Source organism: Flavobacterium sp. KH_001, assembly GCF_057840745.1.
This window is the reverse complement of sequence record NZ_CM174520.1, coordinates 2,856,794-2,877,406: the sequence shown is the minus strand read 5'-3', so window position 1 is coordinate 2,877,406 and position 20,613 is coordinate 2,856,794. Positions and strand designations below refer to the sequence as shown.

Here is a 20,613-nt window from a genome sequence, read left to right as displayed (position 1 = left end):
ATTACTACAAATATAAAATGATGAATAAACAATTTATAAAATATACCTTTTTAAGTCTTGTTGCCATAATGGGACAAAAAATGGAAGCACAAACTGCAGATAAAAAAGCAGATGAATTAACTGCTTACCGCGTTACGGCATTAAAAGTGCATGATTTAGTACACACTAAACTAGATGTTTCGTTTGATTATGGAAAACGTCATTTAAATGGGAAAGAGTGGATTACTTTAAAACCTCATTTCTACGAAACTGATCAGCTTACATTAGATGCTAAAGGAATGGAATTCAAGGAAATTGCGATCATCGACGGCAAAAAAACTATTCCATTAAAATATACTCAGGACAGCGAACAGGTTTTTATTACTTTAAACAGAAAATATAAAAGCACTGAAAAATATGTTGTTTACATAAATTACATCGCAAAACCTAATGAACTAAAAACAAAAGGTGGTGAATCTATTACGGATTCAAAAGGATTATATTTTGTAAATCCCGACGGAAAAGAAGACAAACCGGTACAGATTTGGACACAAGGTGAAACAGAAGCTTCTTCGGCCTGGTTTCCTACTATTGACAAACCAAATCAAAAAACAACTTCTGAAATCGCAATGACTGTGGATTCAAAGTATACAACATTGTCAAACGGAAAATTGACTTCTCAAAAAGATAATAAAAACGGAACCAGAACGGATATCTGGAAAATGGAACAGCCAAATGCACCTTACTTATTTATGATGGCAGTTGGAGATTTTAAAGTATATAAAGACACTTATAATGGTAAAGAAGTGAGCTATTATTTAGAGCCTAAATATGCGCCATACGCCAAACAAATTTTCTGGAAAACGCCAGATATGATGAACTTTTACAGCAAAATGCTGGGAGTAGAATATCCTTGGGCAAAGTATTCGCAAATTGTTGTAACTGATTTTTTTGGAGGTGCAATGGAAAATACTTCTGCAACAGTTCACGGTGGTTATGTGCAAAAAACGGAAAGAGAATTATTAGATGATAACGAAGAAAGTACCGTAGCTCATGAACTTTTTCATCAATGGTTTGGTGATTATGTAACGGCTGAATCCTGGTCAAATTTAACCATGAATGAATCTTTTGCCACTTTTGGAGAAGTTCTTTGGCACGGACATGATGAAGGACAGGATGCAGAAGACAGATCACGATATGGAAAATTACAAAATTATCTGAGTTCTCAGAAAAACGGTGATAGCCAGATTTTAGCTCGTTTTCACTATAAAAACAAAGATGATATGTTTGACAATATCAGCTACTCAAAAGGTTCTATCATTTTGTATGCCATCAAAAATCAAATGGGTGACGAAGCATTTTTCAAATCTCTAAACCATTATTTGACAACCAATGCCTATAAATCGGGAGAAACACACCAATTGCGTTTATCGATGGAAGAAGTGACAGGAAAAGACTGGAGCCCTTATTTTAATCAATGGTATTATCAAGGCGGAAATCCGATTCTAAATATCGAATACGGATATGCAAACGGAAAAGCGACAATTGCAGTAAAACAAGTTCAGGAAAGTACTGTTCAAACCTTTAGTCTTCCTTTAAAAGTCGATTATTATGTAAACGGAACGAAAATCAGAAAAGAAATTTTAATTGATCAAAGAGAACAGAATTTCAGTTTTGACATTCCGTCTCAACCTACCTTCGTAGATCTTGATCCTGATAAAATCTTAGTTGGACAAGTAAAAGACAACAAAAAAATTGCTGATTATTTGTACCAATACAAAAATGTTCCAACGTATTACAACCGTATTGAAGCAATAAAATATGCCACTAAAGATAAAAGTCATGACGCTCAGCTTATCCTTTTAGCAGGATTAAAAGATAAGCAGGATGATTTAAGAACGCTTAGCATTAAAGCAATTGATTTAGGGGATAATCAAATTAAAGATGAGGCAATTAAGACCTTGCTTGATATTGCTAAAAACGATAAAAAAACAATTTCCAGAGCAAATGCAATTATAAAATTAGCCGCTACGGGTGATATGTCTTATAAAGCATTAATGGAGGAAAGCATCAAAAATCAATCTTACAATGTAATTGCAGGAGGTATAATTGGTCTGACTAAATATGCACCAGCTGAAGGAGAAAAAGCCTTATCATCATTAAATGATGATACTAAAAAACATGTAGCGGGGTCGATCAAAAGGCTGAATAAATAAAAAACAGTTCAAAAAACTTTTATGTATTGCCAAACAGAGGTAATCAAATAAAGATCCTGATTTCAAAAATTAAGGATTTATTGAAGTACTAAGTTAAATATCATTTTTCTTGAGAATATAAAAAATACTTATGCAAAAACTTTTTATAACATACATCTTATTTTCAATTTTGACCTTTTGTGCTGCGCAGGAGAAGGTTAAAAAAATAAATGTAAAAGAGTATGGTATTCTTGCCAATACAAAGGAAAATCTGACGGCAAAAGTCAATCAGCTTATTGAAGAAATAGGAAATGAATCAGTACAAATAATTTTTCCGAAAGGACGATATGATTTCTATCCGGACGCCAAATATTACAGAACCTATTATGAAAGCAATACTTATGACGCCGACAGTCGAAAATTAGCTATACTTATTAAAAACAAAAAAAACATCATCATAGATGCGCAACAGTCAGATTTTGTATATCATGGGCACATTCAGCCATTCACATTAGACAATGCAGAAAACATTATTGTAAAGAATGTAAACATCGATTGGGACGTACCTCTAACCTCCGAGAGCGAAGTTATTGAAGCAGATGAAAAACACATTTTAATGAAAATTGATATCGCTCAATCTCCATATAAAATCCATGAAAAAGGATTGACTTTCATAGGCGAAAATGCAAACGAAAACTGGGCTTTATCTGACGGTTCCTGGTTAATTGAATTTGATAAAAATCACATTATTCCAGCAAACACCGGCGATAATGGTTGTGTAAAAGGTGATCTGAAAAATGTAAAATACAGGGAAGTAAAACCCGGATTAGTATTAATGCAGGGCAATTTTACCAAAACTCCAAAGGTTGGAAATTTTCTGATCCTTAGACATGGTAGGCGCGATCATGCCGGAATGTTTTTATTTCATAGTAAAAACACCAAGCTCGAGAATATAAATGTATATCACACCTCCGGATTGGGTATTTTATCTCAATACTGCGAAAATATAGAAATGCGAAATGTAAATATGATTCCCAATCCACATAAAAATCGTTATCTCAGCGGCCACGATGATGGACTGCACTTTATGGGATGCAAGGGCGAAATCATAATCGACAATTGTGATGCACAAGGACTAATGGATGACCCAATTAACATTCATGGCACCTATGTACCTGTAATAGAAAAAGTAGATGACTTTGCTGTAAAATGCAAATTTGGACAAGATATGTCGCACGGATTATTATGGGCGGTTGTTGGAGACAAGGTTGGTTTTATTCAAAAGAAAGAAATGAATACATTTTCCTATGGAACTGTGGCAAGTTTTGAACCTTTAGATGTAGATCATTTCATCATCAGATTCAAAGAAAAAATTCCAGCTAATATAGACGCCAGCTTTGTTTTAGAAAACTTAAGCTGGACTCCAAATGCCACGATTACAAATTGTTTTGTAGGCAGCAACCGAGCGCGAGGTTATTTGATTTCTACACCAGGTAAGGTCATAATTGAAAACAACACATTTGAAACCAGTGGTTCCGCCATCCTTATTGCCGGCGATGCCAATTATTGGTATGAAAGTGGCGCTGTAAAAGATATAACCATTAAGAACAATGAATTTAGATTTCCATGTAATTCATCTAGTTATCAATTCTGTGAAGCTATTATCAGTATTTATCCTGAAATTCCGGAACCAAATGCTTTAAAGCCTTTTCATAAAAATATAAAAATCGAAAACAACAGCTTTAACCCATCGGATTATCCTATTCTTTATGCTGTATCGGTAGATGGTTTAAGTTTTAAAAACAATACAATCACACGCAGTTTTGCTTTCACGCCCTGGCATCCGGGAAAATATAATTTCAGAATTGAGGCTTGCAAAAATGTAGAAATCAGTGGCAATAAAATAGGAGAAAATGTGTTAGGCAAAAATATTCTTCTCAAAGGAATGAAACGAGAAGAATTAAACTTAAAAAACAACGAATTAACCGTTGAAATACCAAAAGCAAACTAAAAATTTTAATCCATAAAAAAAATGTTTTTTTAATACCTAATAATGGAACTTTAATTCAAAACTCATAATTATTTTTAGAATTGTTTGTTTTTGAAGCCTCTCTAATTTGGTTCATTAGAGAGGTTATTTTTAAAATAAAAAAACTTATATATCCATCAAAAAATGAAAAATTTCTATTACTTAATTCTCTCTTTACTAGTATCATGCTCGTATGCCGAAAATAAAAAGGAAAATACAGATCCTCAAATGAAGATTTCACTTCCTTTGGCCGGGAATGCTTTTAGCTCCAAACATATTGACGGAAGCAATACTATTACAGATAATGGCATTGAAAACTGGACAGATTCAAAGGAATATTTTACGGCTTATTTTAGAGTTTCAAAAGCAGGAAATTTTCAAATTACTGTAGAGGAATCTGTGGAAGTGTTTGGAAAAGCAGAACTTGAATTTTCAATAAATAAAGAATCAAAAAAAGTAAATTTTACTGCTTCAAAAAAAGCGGTGATTATCGGAAACTGGAAAATCGATGAGGAAGGATATGTAGCCATCAAAATAAAAGGAATCAGTAAAAGCGGGGATCGTTTTCCGTCTATTAACCGCCTTACTATTTCCAGTACAGATTATGATGGAAAAATCTCTTATGTACCAAATGACGAAGGAAATTTTTATCATTGGGGACGTCGTGGTCCATCAGTTCATTTAAATTATCAGGTTCCTGAAAGTACAAATGCCGAATGGTATTATAACGAAGTTACTGTTCCTGTAAATGAGGACAAAATTGGATCTTATTTTATGGCAAATGGTTTTGGAGAAGGTTACTTCGGAATTCAGGTAAACTCGCCAACTGAAAGAAGGATTTTATTTTCTGTTTGGAGTCCGTTTTCAACAGATGATCCTAAAAGTATTCCGGATTCTCATAAAATTAAAATGCTGAAAAAAGGCGAAAAAGTGCACACTGGAGAATTTGGAAATGAAGGTTCAGGCGGTCAAAGTTATTTGAAATACAATTGGAAAGCAGGAACGACTTATAAGTTTTTGCTTCACGGAATTCCACAAAATAACAATAGCACCAATTATACGGCTTACTTTTTTGCTCCGGAATTAAAAAAATGGCTTTTAATTGCCAGTTTTAACCGTCCTCAAACGAATACTTATCTAAAAAGATTTCATTCTTTTTTAGAAAATTTTGTTCCGGAACAAGGTGATTTATCCCGTCACGTTTTATTCAATAATCAATGGATTTGCGATGAAAAAGGAAATTGGATCGAGGTGAATTCGGCTCGTTTTACTACAGATAATACTGGTGCACAAGGATACCGTATGGATTTTGCCGGAGGACTTGAAAAAGATTCTTTTTATTTAAAAGACGGAGGTTTCTTCAATAATTATACAACACCAAAAACAATATATACCAGACCTTTAAACAATAAAAAACCAGAAATAAATTTTAGTAACTTACCTTAAACAATTGATTAAAAAATAATTAAACCATGAAAACTACTATTTTAAAGTACATTTTGGTCTTTTGTCTTTTCTTCGGATGGACAATTGCATCAGCACAAATGATTAAAACCAAAACCCCTACTCGTCCAAAAGGTCAACAAGATGTTTTGCGTTTGGCAACAGCACCGCTTCCAACAGTTCGTGTGGCTTTCATTGGGCTTGGTATGCGCGGACCTGGAGCTGTAGAAAGAATGACACATATTCCAGGAGTTGAAATCGTTGCACTTTGCGATATGTTAGAAAAAAATACACAATCAGCAAATGAAATTTTAACCAAAGCCGGACTTCCAAAAGCTCAGGAATTTTTTGGGGATGAAAATGCCTGGAGAAAAGTTACAGCGCTTCCAAATGTTGATTTAGTATATGTTGCAACAGATTGGCTACATCATGCACAAATAGGTGTTCAGGCTATGAAAGATGGAAAGCATGTGGCTATTGAAGTTCCTGGTGCTTTGACAATGAAAGAAATTTGGGACCTAATTGATACTTCTGAAAAAACAAGAAAACACTGTATGCAACTTGAAAATTGTGTTTACGATTTCTTCGAGTTAACAACTTTAAATATGGCCCAACAAGGTTTATTTGGAGAAATTCTTCATGCTGAAGGATCTTACATTCACGGTTTACAGCCTTTCTGGGGAGAATACTGGAACAACTGGAGAATGGATTATAACATCAAACACCGCGGAGATGTTTATGCGACTCATGGTATGGGGCCAGCGTGTCAGGCTTTAAATATTCATCGTGGTGACAAAATGAATTTCCTTGTTTCTATGGATACAAAAGCGGTTGGAAATCCCGCTTATATCAAAGAAAAATCAGGTAAGGAAATTAAAGATTTCAGAAACGGAGATCATACTATGACGATGATTCGTACTGAAAACGGAAAAACAATTCAAATTCAGCATGATGTAACTTCTCCGCGTCCTTACAGCAGAATGTATCAGGTGAGCGGAACTAAAGGTTTTGCAAACAAATATCCACTAGAAGGTTATGCTTTGGATGGAAAAGAATTAGGTGACGACGTTAAGCCAAATCACGAAAAATTAAGTGCACATTCGTTTGTTCCTGCAGAAGTAAAAAAAGCTTTAATGGAAAAATACAAACATCCAATAGTTAAAAATATAGAGGAACAGGCTAAAAAAGTTGGTGGTCACGGCGGAATGGATTTCGTAATGGATTATCGTCTGATCTATTGTCTTCAAAAAGGACTTCCATTAGATATGGATGTTTACGATTTAGCAGAATGGTCTTGTTTAGGGCCTTTAACAGAAATTTCACTTGATAAAGGTTCTGCACCAGTAGAAATTCCAGATTTCACACGTGGTGGCTGGAACAAATTACAAAAATTAGAATTCTCAGAATAAATATTTTGGTTAGTTAGAACGAGAAAAGGGTACTTTTAAAAGTACCCTTTTCTTATTTTATAAAATTTCAAACATTACTTCCAGTTAAAAGTAATTCGTTTTTCAATTTCAGAACTTAAACTTAAAAACACCGGACAAGTCATTGCTGCACGTTCCAAAATTGTTCTGTTCTTTTCACTTTCAACACCCTGCATTTCAAAAACAATTTCGATTGCACCAATTCTTCTTGGTTCAGCATTCATTATTTTGGTTACTTCAGCAGTTGAATTAATAAAATCTACATCCAAATCGCGCGCTTTGATTCCCATAATAGTCATCATGCAACTTGCTAAAGCATTGGCAACAGTATCTGTTGGAGAAAAAGCTTCTCCTTTTCCATTATTATCTAGTGGTGCATCTGAGATGATTTCACTTCCTGATTGCACATGAATTGATTGTGTTCTTAAATCACCTAAGTATGTTACTTTTGATGTCATTAGTTTGCTACTTTTAAAGTTAAATCTGTGTCGTAATATAAAATGTACACTCCTTTGTTGGCGTGTCCTCCATCTTCTTTTTTGTAATATTGAAATTTATTGTCAACTTGTTCTGTTGTCATTAAATCCGCTGTTTCCTGATATGTTTTTCCCTGAACCAAACGCATCATGGTATCAAAAGTGACATCAAATCCTCTTGTTGCGTACGTGTTTGGATTAACCTTATTTTTCAGGCGATATTCTTTTTCAAAAATCAAAACACCTTGATCATCACTTTCGCGCGTCACTGACGGATACATTAATTTCAGTTTAATTAGGTTTTCAAAACTAATTTCATCTGTGTCAAGTGTACTGTTTGGTTCTAAAATTACTAGTTGTACCTGACATGATTTTTGTGCATCAAGTAAAGCCTTTATTGTTGTTTTAACCATCGCTGTATTTCCGGTTTCCATCACCACATAATTCATACGGTTTGGCAATAACGAACTTTTTAAATTAGCAACGTCTAAACCTCCGGTTTCACTTAAAGCAGCAAATACAACCCCTTTTTGATTTTGCTTAATGTAACTGATAACAGATTCTTTTTTCTTATCTACGACTGCTACAATATTTCCATTTTTAGCACGCATATAATCAAAAACAGCGTTTCTCACAACGTCATTTGTTGGTATAGATTGATACAAATTATCGATTGGATTAGCCGTATCTTTTGACAATGGTGAAATCACAGGAACATTATACAAGCGTAATGAATTAGCGGTTGTTTCAGCATTAGTCTGATAAAACGGCCCAATAACTGCACTGGCATCCTGCAATTTATTCTGAGCAATTAAACCCGAAACATTAGATGCTGTTTTAGTTTCTCCAGAATCATAAATAGCAACATCAATTGGTAATTTTAAGGTTTTAGCCGAATCAATTGCCATCATAGCCCCTGAATAAAAATCAAGTGTCATGTTCAAAAACTTATCATTTTTAATACGAGTGGCACTGCTTGTCGTATCATTTTGCATCTTAGCTAAATTAAATGGCAATAACAAAACCATTTTTTTACGTTCTGTTTGGCCTCTTTTTTTCGTCAGTTCCACCACTTCAGGATTTGCAGAAACCGTTTCAGATTTTACTTTTTCTAAAACCGAAATACCACCACTACCTGCATTAGCAATTGGTTTTTCAGCCACCTTTTCAACTGGTACTGCTTGCGGAATAATTGGCGTTGGTGCCAAATACCCTGACGGAACTTTTAAAACCATTCCCTCTTTTACTCCTTCTGAAAGTGACGGGTTCAATTCTGTCAATTCCTCCTGCGTAATATGAAACGTTCTTCCTAAACTATAAAAAGTCTCTTTAGGTTTTACCTGATACTCCATATAAGTCGTTACTTTTTTTGGAGTTTCTGCAGGCTTGGCAACATGAGCCACTGGTGCTGCATTTTCTGTTTTAGGAGCTGTTCCTTTTATAGTAACTCGATATCCAATTGGCAAACTAGATACAATTTCCGGATTACGTTTTTCTAAATCTTCTACCGTAGTATTGTATTGTTTCGCAATCGAAAACTTCGTTTCTTTTGCTACAACATCATGATAAACATATTTTTCAGGCCCTTTAGTTGTTTTTGTAGCAGCAGAACTAGCTTTTGGAGCAGATCCTTTTGCTGGAATTACTAATTTTTGACCAATCTGCACTCCCGTTTTTTCAAGACCAGGATTTGCAGCTTTTAAAGCTTCATCAGAAACACCGTATTTTTTTTCGATACTGTAAAAAGTTTCCTTTGGCTGAACTTCATGAATTACTTCTTTTGAATTTACAGCTACTTTAGCTTTAGGCGCTTCCGTTTTTACCTCTGCAGTTTTAGCTCCATTAGTTGGAATCAATAAAACTGTATTAGGTTTCACTCCATTCCTTGCATCTGGATTTAACTGATAGATATCGTAAGGAGTGATTTTAAATTTTACGGCAATCTGGTTTATAGTTTCTCCACTAGAAACGGTATATTTTACCACTTTTTCCTGCGAAAAGGCAGAAAAAGTAATAAAAAACACAAAAGATAATAAGGCAAAATAATACTTCATAATATGGCTTAAACAATTTAATTTTTAATTCAAAAACAAGATACTAATTTTGTTCAAAGCAAGATTCAGGCCACTTGTTAATTTTTATCCAATTATTATCTAAGGTCAATTTCTGCCTTAGCAATAATAATGTCTTTATATAACTCATCTTCCTCCTTTTTCTTGCATTTATATAAAACTTCTTCCATATTTTGGTATCTGTCTGAGTAAACATAATACGAAAGACTGTTTATATTAAAGAAAAAACTAGCGTTAAAATCCCCGGAATCAATAAGTTTCATGATAAACTTATCTCTCGGTGTCGCGTCTGTAAATATACCTAAAACTAAGTAATAGCCATTTGAAACTTCTTTAAGATTATCAAAAACTTCGACTTTTATTGTTTTATCATTTTTAAGCGGATTATCCTTTAGTTCCTGTTTCATTTCTTCTAATGAAATTGCTTTTGAAGGTTCACCAGAATTGGTTTTGTTTTGATTTTTCATAATATCATCCTGATATTTTTTCAATTTTATCAAAGCCAGTTTATCATCAAATTTACGTGCTTCCATACTGTAAAATGAAGCTTTACTAATATGTCTTTTTACCTCAATTTTTTTCTGGGTATCCAGCGAATCAATTTTAGCAATCAAAAGTTGGTTCTGCGCGTCGCCTTGCTCCTGCTCAATTTTATAACGCTTTATTTCTTCTAATGAAAGTCGCTGTTGCAATGAAGTAATGTTCGTGTTTTTTTCGCTTTCGCGGAGTTTCTTTTTGTACTCCTGATTTTCTTCAACAGCGATCTTCTCTACTTTATTCATTAAACCGGCATACGCTTTTCTATTTTCAGCTAATTCCTTTTTTAATTGAGAAGATAATTCACTTGTTTTTCCAATGCTTTCGTACGATTGTTTTTCCAAACGTTTTGATTCATCAACATTCAAAACATCCATTCTTTTTAATTCAACCAGATCATCATTCATCGTATTGACTAACGAATCTAATTTGGCCATCAAAATATCCTGCACATTTTTATTGGCTTCTAAAACCAAACGCAGTTTTTCAACTGAATTTTCCTTAGAACCATTCATATCGTTCAGATTGACTTTCAAATCATTAATCTTAATGATCTTCTGGTTCATTTCCTTCTGAACAACAAGCCTGTCTTTTAAATCATCAATCTCAACTGTTTTGGCTTTTGTTTTTTCAACAACAACTTGTTTTTCGGCAAGAGCCAACATCAATTCTTCACTTTCGTTTGTGGGTTTAATCTCTTTTGTATTGATGGCCAGTTTATTGCCAACAACCAATCCGTTTACAATTTCAGGATTTTGAGATTCTAGCTGATCAATTGAAATACCGTATTTTTTAGCAATCGAAAATTTAGTTTCTTTAGCTTCAACAACATGAAAAATTGTTTCCTGATTAATCACGCGAACTCTTCCATCCAAAGTTTTTCTTTTGTTTGGAATAGCAATCGTCTGACCAATTTGTAATCCGTTTTGAAGCAATTCCTTATTCCCGTTTTCAAGATCCTGAACCGAAACGTTGTATTGTCTGGCAATACTAAACAACGATTCTTTAGCAACCACCTGGTGTGTCACTTTTGAAGATGTCGCCATTTCAGTTTTTGAAAGATTTGCAAGATTTTGCGGAATTACTAATTCCTGACCAATTTGAAGTCCGCCGGCAAGAATTTCAGCATTTGCATTTTGAATGGCATCAACCGTAACTTTATATTGTTTCGATATGCCGTAAAGCGTTTCTTTTGCAGCAACGATGTGGGTGATTTGTTGCTTCTGATTTTGTTTTTCTGTCGGGTGGACTGGGATTTTAAGAACTTGATTGTCTTGGATTCCGCTTTGTGATTCAGGGTTGAGTTTGTAAATTTCATCAACAGAAACCTTATATTTTTGGGCAATAAAATAAGCGGTCTCCCCTTTTTGAATTTTGTGTTCAATAATTGAATCTTGTGCAATTATTTTGTTAAAAGACAAAATAAAGACAAGAGAAATCGTTAAAAGTTCTCTCATAAATAGTAGGTTTAAAAAATTAAGGCGTTACAAATGTAACGCCTTAATTTGAAAATTAGTACTATTCCCACTCAATTGTTGCAGGTGGTTTTGAACTTATATCGTAAACAACGCGATTCACGCCTTTTACCTTATTTATAATGTCATTTGAAACTTTCATTAAGAAGTCGTATGGCAAGTGAACCCAGTCAGCAGTCATACCATCTGTTGATTCAACAGCTCTAAGCGCCACTACTTTTTCGTAAGTACGCTCATCACCCATCACACCAACAGAATTTACCGGAAGCAAAATTGCCCCGGCCTGCCAAACTTTATCATATAATCCCCAAGATTTTAATCCGTCAATAAAAACAGCGTCAACATCTTGTAAAATTTGAACTTTCTCAGGAGTAATATCTCCTAAAATTCTGATTGATAATCCTGGTCCCGGGAAAGGGTGTCTTCCTAACAATTCAGGATCTATTCCTAAAGTAGCACCAACTCTACGAACTTCGTCTTTAAACAACATTCTAAGTGGTTCTACAATTTTTAATTTCATATAATCTGGCAATCCACCAACATTGTGATGCGATTTAATCGTAGCAGATGGTCCTTTTACAGAAACCGATTCGATAACGTCAGGATAAATTGTTCCCTGAGCCAGCCATTTCACATCTTCGATCAAATGTGATTCATCATCAAAAACTTCGATAAATACACGGCCAATTGTTTTACGTTTGGTTTCAGGATCACTGATTCCGGCTAATTCGCCTAAGAAACGATCTCCTGCGTCTACTCCTTTTACGTTCAATCCCATTCCTTTGTATTGATCTAATACATTTTGGAATTCATTCTTACGAAGTAAACCGTTATTTACGAAAATACAGTAAAGGTTTTTACCAATTGCCTGGTGCAATAAAACTGCTGCTACAGTTGAATCAACTCCTCCAGATAATCCTAAAACTACTTTATCATTACCTAATTTCTCTTTTAATTCTCCCACCATCTCTTCTACGAAAGCATTTGGTGTAAAGTTTTGAGGAACTTCAGCAATATCAACTAAGAAGTTTTTAAGCATTTTTGATCCATCAGTAGAATGGAAAACTTCAGGGTGATATTGAATAGCATACGTTGTTTCACCTTCAATTTTGTAAGCTGCATATTCTACGTCATGCGTGCTTGCTAATTTCACTGCATTTGTTGGTAAAGCCTTGATACTATCACTATGACTCATCCAAACCTGGCTGTTTTCTGAAACGTCGTTAAAGAAAACTTCATTCTCCTTAATATAAGATAAATTAGCTCTACCATATTCTCTGGTGTTTGAAGCAGCTACTTCTCCTCCACTAAAGTGAGCTAAGTATTGTGCTCCGTAACAAACCGCTAACATTGGAAGCTTGCCTCGAATTTGAGATAAATCAGGATGTGGAGCATCTTCTGCACGAACAGAAAATGGGCTTCCTCCTAGAATTACTGCTTTATAAGGTGATAAATCACTAGGAAAGTGATTGTAAGGGAAAATTTCGCAGAATATATTTAATTCGCGAACTCTACGCGCAATAAGCTGAGTATATTGCGATCCGAAATCTAAAATAAGTACGTTGTGTTGCATGCGCAAAAATACTTTTTATATTCGAATTTGAAAAATGGAATTTTGATTTTTTTTCTTTAAAGTTTCTAAGCTGCTGAGATACTAAGATTATAAGATTTTATGTTCAAAAGAAAAACTTAGCATCGTAGCATCTTATTTTCCTTTAAAAATCATTTTTTCGTAAAGTGTATTTGATAGTCAATATTACTTTTTTAATTTCTTATCCTCCTTTACAATAACAAATTTAGCCTGTACCCCTGTATTAAAATTCTGCCAATAGTCAGACAAAATAAACTGACCTTCAGCATCATATATCTGAAACTCACCAGTATTCCCTCCAAGTTCCCCTTTATTAAGAGCCTGTAGTTCAAAAGTATTGATACCTTCCTGAAGATATATCTTAAATTCTTGAAAATTAGATTGTAAAAGCATCCTCTCTCTTATAACGTCTTGATTTAAAACAGCTTTAATTAAATCTCCATCTATAGCACCATAATCACGACATTTGATAATAAAATAAGCAGAACCCGTTCTAATATCACCATAACTTACATCGGCCGTAACTAAAGGTTGTTGATCTTCCTTTAAACCAGCATCTTTTAATGCTTTATTTAAATCTTTTTCCATTTTAGCTACATAACGATCACCAGGATTGGCAAAATCAGTTTCTGTAGACATGGTAAATTTGCTTTTTTGCTCTCCTATCTGAAATTTTGATTTAGTTGTAATAGTATTATTATCATAAACACTTGGCGTTTTTATACCAGGTACCTCTGTTTCCGGAGCCGAAGGATCTAAAGTTTCAGGCTTCGGAATTTTTTTGGGTTTAGCGCTAAATTTTGGAGCCGGAATAGCTTTATACTTCGTACCAAACTCCGTCTGAGCTGATACTGTTACAGCGGTAAAAAATAATATGAATAATAAAATATGCTTCATTGAAAAAGTTTTATCGAATCGGCTTTTATAATTTTATAAAATAATAGTCTAGCAAAGCAAAAATAGCATAATTTAATTACTGACTTTAACTTTAAGACTTTTATAACAATATATTAGGCTAAATTTTGGAAACAAAAAACTTGCCAAAAATCATTATTTCTGTCAAATTAAATTCCAATTTCAAAAATTCCAAATTCCAAATTAACTTAACTATTACAAAAACTATTCGTTATTTTTTTGTTTAAAAGAAATACACTGTTTTGATAATTAACAACTTATTCCTAACTTGAGTCTTTTAATTGAATTTTATAAAAACATATAAAATGGATTATATCGACTATTACAAAATATTGGACATTTCAAAATCATCTACTGAAGCGGAAATTAAAAAAGCTTATCGAAAACTGGCTCGTAAATACCACCCTGATTTGAATCCGAATGACAAAGAAGCGGAGAAGAAATTCAAGGAAATCAACGAAGCCAACGAAGTCTTGAGTAATCCGGAAAATCGTAAAAAATATGATAAATACGGAAAAGACTGGAAACACGCCGACGAATTTGAAAAAGCAGGTTACGATCCAAATCAGCAACAGTATTCAAGACAACAGCAACAAGGAAGTGCTCAGGATTTTTCTGGTTTTGGAGAAAATTTTTCAGGAAGTGATTTTTCTGATTTCTTCAATTCGATGTATGGCGGAGGAAGGAGTAACAGATCCCAATCAAAATATCGCGGACAGGATTTTAATGCCGAATTGCAATTGGATTTAGCTTCGGCTTACACCACACACAAACAGAGTTTAACCGTAAATGGTAAAAATATCCGAATTACAATTCCGGCGGGTGTTGAAAATGGTCAGATTATAAAAATTCCAGGACATGGCGGACCAGGTGCAAACGGCGGACCAAATGGAGATTTGTATATCACTTTTAATATCGAAAACAATTCAGACTTTAAAAGAGAAGGGAATAATTTGTATTCTGATGTCGATCTTGATTTATATACCGCCCTTTTAGGAGGCGAAGTTTTTGTAAATACTTTTGATGGAAAAGTAAAAGTGAAAGTTCTCTCTGAAACCCAAACCGGAACGAAAGTCAAACTGAAAGGAAAAGGATTTCCGGTCTACAAAAAAGAGAATCAGTTTGGTGATTTATACATTACTTATAAGGTCAAAACGCCAACAAAATTATCTCAAAAAGAAAAAGAATTATTTGAAGAATTAGCTAAACTAAGAAATCATGAGTAGTAAAAACTTAATCCAGATAAAACAATTTTGCGTATACCACGAAATTGAATACACGTTTATAACGGAGTTGCATAATTATGGTTTAGTAGAAATTATCATTCAGGAAGAAGATGAATATTTACACCCTGAACAGTTGCCTGCCATCGAAAAAATGATTCGCATGCATTATGATCTCAAAATCAATCTAGAGGGAATTGATGCTATTTATCATCTGCTAAATAAGATTGAAGCTTTGCAGCAAAACTTAACGGCAACGCAAAACAAACTTCGCCTTTTTGAATACCATCAAATTGACTAGCCATTAGAAATTTGGTTCTTAAATATCACAAAAAAGACTATTTTACAGATTGATTTCAAATAAATCTATACTCTTTTCGGTTACATATTTTATAAATTGCAGCCGTATTAACTAACCAGAATTATTTTTAAAAATCGATAAAAAATAATTCAAAAAAACAGAAGAAATGAAAAGAGAAAACATCTTGACAGGATCACCATGGGAAGACAAAATGGGATATTGCCGTGCAGTACGAATTGGCAATATTATTGAAGTTTCGGGCACTGTGGCAATTGTTGATGGCGATAAAGTAAAAGCCGATGATGCTTACGCTCAAACTTATAATATTTTAGAACGTGTTGAAAAAATACTGGAAGATTTAAATGTTGGAATGAAAGATGTTATCAGAACAAGAATTTTTACTACCAATATTTCAACTTTTGAAGAAGTTGCCAGAGCGCATTCAGCATTTTTTAAAGACGTCAAACCTACAACGGGTTTTTATGAAATCAGCAAACTGGTTGCTCCTGAATATTTAGTTGAAATTGAATTTACAGCTGTTGTACAGTAAATATTTTTTTTTGCCGCGAATTCACGAATTAATATTTTAAAAATATTAAAACAGATATTTTTTTTCTAAATTCGTGAATTCGTGGCGAAAAATATGCCATTCCTAATTGATGATCTCTCAAAAACTACAAAAAATATTCCTGACTACTTTCAAATGGATTTTGATCTGTTTTTTGATAGGTATTTTGTCTGGATCTGCTTCAGCATTTTTTTTAGTTTCTCTTGAATGGGTTACACAATTTAGAATTCACCACGACTGGATTGTCTGGCTTTTGCCTTTTGGCGGATTAATCGTCGGATTCAGTTATTATTTTTGGGGAGAATCTGTTGTAAAAGGCAATAATTTATTGCTGGAAGAATACGAAAATCCAAAGAAAGTCATTCCGATTAAAATGGCTCCTTTAGTTCTTTTAGGAACTTTAATCACACATTTATTTGGAGGTTCTGCAGGTCGTGAAGGAACAGCTGTGCAAATGGGAGGCGCAATCGCAGATCAATTCACTAAATTCTTCAATTTAGACAATTCCGAAAGAAAAATATTGATCATACTCGGAATCAGTGCCGGTTTTGCCTCTGTTTTCGGAACTCCTTTAGCAGGCGCTATTTTTGCTTTGGAAGTTTTGTACTTCAGCAAAATTAATATCAAAAGTGCTATTTTATCTTTTATAGTTGCTTACGCAGCTTATTTTACCGTCGAATTCTGGCAGGTAAAACACACCCATTATAGCATTCCCGATATTCCCGAAATCAATATACACAATATCGTATATACTGCAATTGTTGGTGTATTATCCGGTTTTGCTGCTTTATTATTTTCCAGAAGTACCCATTTTTGGGGTTCTCTTTTTTCAAAAAATATAAAATATCCTCCATTACGACCTTTTGTTGGTGGAATCATTTTAGCTATTGCGATTGCTGGCTTCGGTTTTACAAAATTCTCCGGATTAGGTGTTCCGGTAATTGTAGAATCCTTCTCAAACCAAAATCAATGGTATGATTTTTTGCTTAAAATATTATTTACGGGTTTTACTTTAGGTGCTGGCTTTAAAGGTGGCGAAGTGACTCCGTTATTTTTTGTGGGAGCAACTTTAGGAAGTGCCCTGTCTGCCATTATACCCATGCCAATCGCACTTTTAGCCGGAATAGGATTTGTTGCTGTATTTTCAGGAGCTACCCACACTCCTATAGCCTGCACCATTATGGGAATGGAATTATTTGGAATTCAGCCCGGAATTTTCATTGCCATCGCCTGTACCATTGCCTATTTTTCTTCAGGTTCTGTTGGGATTTATAAATCACAGATTGTGAAAGGGGCCAAATACAAATTGTATCAAAAATTCCGAAAACAAGAACTTGAAAATCTATAATGAAATTCTAAATTTAAAAATCCCAAATTCCAAAACCTACGAATCAAATTCCTTTGTGAATCTCTGTGAATTCTTAGCGAATCTCTGCGGAACAATAACCCCTAATTTCACAATTCAAAACTAATAACTTATAAGTCCTCACTCATAATTTATAAAAGTGTGTTAATCTCCAAAATGTTTTCAACATTACATTAAAAAAATGTAAATTCGCACACTATGAAAATACAAGATATTCAGGCAATACAATTGTTGCTTGCGACTCCAAAGAAAATTGCAATTATACCGCACAGAGGACCAGATGGCGATGCTATGGGTTCTACTTTAGCTTTATACCATTTTTTATTAAAAAACAATCACCAGCCAACGGTTATTGCACCCAATGATTTTCCTGATTTTTTAGCCTGGCTTCCGGGTTCTGAAACTGTAAAAATATTTGAAAAAGATACTGAGAACTGTACCAAAATATTGCAAGAAGCCGAGTTGATTTTTACGCTAGACTTTAATGCTTTTCACCGTACAGGCGAAATGGAACATACTTTAGCAAAACTAACTGCTCCATTTATCATGATTGATCATCACCAAAAACCTGATGATTATGCCGCATACACTTACTCTGACACCTCATTCGGATCAACTTGTGAGATGATTTACAATTTTATTTCTTTCTTAAACAAAAAAGAAGATTTAGATAAAACCATTGCAACTTGCATCTATACCGGAATTTTAACCGATTCAGGATCATTCCGTTTTCCGGGAACTACTGGTAACACGCATCGAATTATTGCAGAATTGATTGATTTGGGTGTTGAAAATACTCAGATTCCTGTTTTATTATTCGATAACAGTTCGTACAGTCGTTTACAATTACTAGGACGTGCTTTGCAGAATATGAAAGTTTTTGAAGAACATAAAACTTCTTATACTTCGCTTACTCAGCAAGAGCTGGATTCATTTGATTATGTAAAAGGTGACACTGAAGGAATTGTAAATTACGGCTTAAGTATAAAAGGTATTGTTTTTACTGCTATTTTTATCGAAAATAAAGACGAGAAAATTATCAAAATTTCTTTCCGTTCACAAGGTGGATTTGATGTGAATCAGTTTGCCAGAGATCATTTTAATGGCGGAGGACATAGTAATGCTGCCGGTGGAAGATCAGATGTTTCGATGGAAGAAACCCTGAAAAAATTTGAAGATTTAGTAACTAAACTAAAAATATAACCTACTATGAACTACATAAAACTAAGCATTTACACGCTCCTTTTTGCTGTTTTATTGGTTAGCTGTAAACAGCATGAAGATGCCAGAAGACCTATTTCACAAGCTTCGGGATCTTTTATGAAAAAATCAGTTGATCGCAACAAGAAATTAATAGCAGACGAAGAAAAAGTTATTAAGAAGATCATCAAAAGCAATCCGAAAGTAAAATATTACGCTACAAGAAAAGGCTATTGGCTTTCTTATGAAGAAAGAAATTTAACCGAAACGCAAACGCCACGTAAAGGTGATATTGCTTATTTCAATTTGGAAATAAAAGATATCAAAGGCAATGTAATTTATTCAGAAGCTGATCTTGGTCCACAAACTTACCGTGTAGACAAACAAGAAATCATGATGGGATTGCGTGATGGTATCAAACTAATGCGTAAAAATGAGACGGCAACTTTTTTGTTTCCATCTCATATTGCCTACGGATATCATGGTGACAACAAAAAAATTGGCCCTAATGAATCCTTAATCTGTACCGTTACCCTACGTAATTTTGTTCCGGATCCTTCAGCTCCAAAAGCGGCAGTTCCAGCGACACAAACTCCAACAGGGCAAACTGCAGCTCCCACAACCCCTGGACAAATTCCAAAACCTGTAGCGGCAAAACCTGCAACAGTAAAACCAGCAGTTCAAACTAAAAAAGATACAATAAACCCATAAAAACAACATTTTAAAAATGAAAAAAAGTATTTTATTATTATTACTAGCCGTTACCTCATTTTATTCTTGTAAAGACGAGCATAGCAATTTGCCTGATGGTCTGTATGCTGATATTGAAACAAACAAAGGACATATTATTGTTGAATTGGATTATAAAAAAGCACCAATTACAGTAGCCAATTTTGTAACCTTAGCAGAAGGTAAAAACGAATTTGTTACCAAAGACTATCTTAAAGGAAAACCTTTTTATGATGGTTTAAAATTTCACAGAGTAATTGAAGATTTTATGATTCAAACCGGAGATCCTGAAGGAACTGGTTCTGGAGATACCGGATATAAATTTAAAGACGAAATCACTGATTTAAAATTTGACAAAGGTGGCGTTCTGGCAATGGCTAATAACGGTCCCGGAACAAACAGCAGCCAATTTTTCATCACACATGTTGAAACGCCATGGTTAGATGGAAAACATACTATTTTTGGTCATGTAGTTGAAAAAGGGCAAGAAGTAGTAAATCAGGTAAAACAAGACGATAAAATTGTTACTGTAACGATCATTAGAAATGGTGAAGCAGCTAAAAAATTTGATGCCGTAAAAGTATTTCATGATTATTTTTCAGAAATAGCAAAAGAACAAAGTAAATATGCAGGCGTTCAAAAAGAAAAAGTTGAGGCTCTTGCTGCTTTAAAAACGAAAGCTACAAAAACAAGTACTGGATTAGAATATGTAATTACTGAAAAAGGAACAGGAAAAAAACCTGCAACAGGGACTCAGGTTTACATTCACTATTCAGGTTTCTTAGAAAACGGAACCCTTTTTGATTCAAGTGTCGAAGAAGTTGCTAAAACTTTTGGAAAATTTGATCCTGCAAGAGCTGAGGCAAAAGCATATCAGCCAATTCCTTTTACAGCGGGAAGCAAATCAGGTCTGATTCCAGGTTTTATTGAAGGAATTGAACAACTTTCATTTGGAGATAAGGCAGTTATTTTTATTCCATCTCATTTGGCTTATGGAGCTACCGGAGCTGGAGGTGTAATTCCACCAAATGCTAATATTGTTTTTGAAATTCAATTATTAGAAAAACCACAATAATATTTTAAAACT

General features: G+C 34.1%; 16 protein-coding genes. 11 read left to right on the top strand and 5 right to left on the bottom strand.

Annotated elements, in window-relative coordinates:
• Nucleotides 1–17 precede the first annotated feature (17 nt).
• The 4 genes from AC3ITQ_RS12435 to AC3ITQ_RS12420 all read left to right on the top strand — a co-directional run bounded on the left by AC3ITQ_RS12435 (nucleotide 18) and on the right by AC3ITQ_RS12420 (nucleotide 7,055).
• A complete protein-coding gene (locus AC3ITQ_RS12435; protein ID WP_489234546.1) occupies nucleotides 18–2,195 on the top strand; it encodes a M1 family metallopeptidase in 2,178 nt (725 codons plus the stop codon).
• 130 nt (nucleotides 2,196–2,325) lie between these two features.
• Nucleotides 2,326–4,185: an alpha-1,3-galactosidase-related protein gene (locus AC3ITQ_RS12430; protein WP_489234545.1), complete on the top strand. Its 1,860-nt coding sequence runs from the start codon at nucleotides 2,326–2,328 to the stop codon at nucleotides 4,183–4,185.
• Nucleotides 4,186–4,347: 162 nt separating this feature from the next.
• Nucleotides 4,348–5,649, top strand: a complete 1,302-nt coding sequence (locus tag AC3ITQ_RS12425) for a DUF3472 domain-containing protein (RefSeq protein WP_489234544.1) — start codon at nucleotides 4,348–4,350, stop codon at nucleotides 5,647–5,649.
• Nucleotides 5,650–5,675: 26 nt separating this feature from the next.
• The gene (locus AC3ITQ_RS12420; RefSeq protein WP_489234543.1) at nucleotides 5,676–7,055 is read left to right on the top strand and encodes a Gfo/Idh/MocA family protein; all 1,380 of its coding nucleotides are present in this window, start codon (nucleotides 5,676–5,678) and stop codon (nucleotides 7,053–7,055) included.
• A 74-nt stretch (nucleotides 7,056–7,129) separates the two neighbouring features.
• On the opposite strand, the gene AC3ITQ_RS12415 is transcribed toward AC3ITQ_RS12420, so the two are convergent.
• The 5 genes from AC3ITQ_RS12415 to AC3ITQ_RS12395 form a co-directional block, all read right to left on the bottom strand.
• The gene (locus AC3ITQ_RS12415) at nucleotides 7,130–7,531 is read right to left on the bottom strand and encodes an OsmC family protein (protein WP_194655405.1); all 402 of its coding nucleotides are present in this window, start codon (nucleotides 7,529–7,531) and stop codon (nucleotides 7,130–7,132) included.
• Nucleotides 7,531–9,603, bottom strand: coding sequence for a LysM peptidoglycan-binding domain-containing protein (locus AC3ITQ_RS12410; protein ID WP_489234542.1), 2,073 nt, complete (start codon nucleotides 9,601–9,603; stop codon nucleotides 7,531–7,533). The genes AC3ITQ_RS12415 and AC3ITQ_RS12410 overlap by 1 nt, the downstream gene beginning before the upstream one ends.
• A 95-nt stretch (nucleotides 9,604–9,698) precedes the next feature.
• Entirely contained in the window at nucleotides 9,699–11,615 is a 1,917-nt protein-coding gene (locus AC3ITQ_RS12405) for a LysM peptidoglycan-binding domain-containing protein (RefSeq protein WP_489234541.1), read from the bottom strand.
• A 61-nt stretch (nucleotides 11,616–11,676) separates the two neighbouring features.
• The gene (gene guaA / locus AC3ITQ_RS12400) at nucleotides 11,677–13,206 is read right to left on the bottom strand and encodes a glutamine-hydrolyzing GMP synthase (RefSeq protein WP_026981989.1); all 1,530 of its coding nucleotides are present in this window, start codon (nucleotides 13,204–13,206) and stop codon (nucleotides 11,677–11,679) included.
• 183 nt (nucleotides 13,207–13,389) lie between these two features.
• Entirely contained in the window at nucleotides 13,390–14,121 is a 732-nt protein-coding gene (locus AC3ITQ_RS12395; RefSeq protein ID WP_489234540.1) for a hypothetical protein, read from the bottom strand.
• Nucleotides 14,122–14,444: 323 nt separating this feature from the next.
• On the opposite strand from AC3ITQ_RS12395, the gene AC3ITQ_RS12390 reads away from it, so the two are divergent.
• The 7 genes from AC3ITQ_RS12390 (at nucleotide 14,445) to AC3ITQ_RS12360 (ending at nucleotide 20,601) form a co-directional block, all read left to right on the top strand.
• The gene (locus tag AC3ITQ_RS12390) at nucleotides 14,445–15,365 is read left to right on the top strand and encodes a DnaJ C-terminal domain-containing protein (protein ID WP_489234539.1); all 921 of its coding nucleotides are present in this window, start codon (nucleotides 14,445–14,447) and stop codon (nucleotides 15,363–15,365) included.
• Nucleotides 15,358–15,663: a chaperone modulator CbpM gene (locus tag AC3ITQ_RS12385; protein WP_489234538.1), complete on the top strand. Its 306-nt coding sequence runs from the start codon at nucleotides 15,358–15,360 to the stop codon at nucleotides 15,661–15,663. Before AC3ITQ_RS12390 ends, AC3ITQ_RS12385 begins: the two co-directional genes overlap by 8 nt.
• Before the next feature lie 166 nt (nucleotides 15,664–15,829).
• A complete protein-coding gene (locus AC3ITQ_RS12380) occupies nucleotides 15,830–16,213 on the top strand; it encodes a RidA family protein (protein ID WP_489234537.1) in 384 nt (127 codons plus the stop codon).
• Nucleotides 16,214–16,322: 109 nt separating this feature from the next.
• Entirely contained in the window at nucleotides 16,323–17,579 is a 1,257-nt protein-coding gene (locus tag AC3ITQ_RS12375; protein ID WP_489234536.1) for a voltage-gated chloride channel family protein, read from the top strand.
• 216 nt (nucleotides 17,580–17,795) lie between these two features.
• The gene (locus tag AC3ITQ_RS12370; RefSeq protein ID WP_489234535.1) at nucleotides 17,796–18,800 is read left to right on the top strand and encodes a DHH family phosphoesterase; all 1,005 of its coding nucleotides are present in this window, start codon (nucleotides 17,796–17,798) and stop codon (nucleotides 18,798–18,800) included.
• Between the two features lie 6 nt (nucleotides 18,801–18,806).
• On the top strand, nucleotides 18,807–19,508 hold the full coding sequence (gene gldI / locus AC3ITQ_RS12365; RefSeq protein ID WP_489234534.1) for a gliding motility-associated peptidyl-prolyl isomerase GldI: 702 nt from the start codon (nucleotides 18,807–18,809) through the stop codon (nucleotides 19,506–19,508).
• 16 nt (nucleotides 19,509–19,524) lie between these two features.
• Nucleotides 19,525–20,601, top strand: a complete 1,077-nt coding sequence (locus AC3ITQ_RS12360) for a peptidylprolyl isomerase (RefSeq protein ID WP_489234533.1) — start codon at nucleotides 19,525–19,527, stop codon at nucleotides 20,599–20,601.
• The last annotated feature ends 12 nt before the right edge of the window (nucleotides 20,602–20,613 follow it).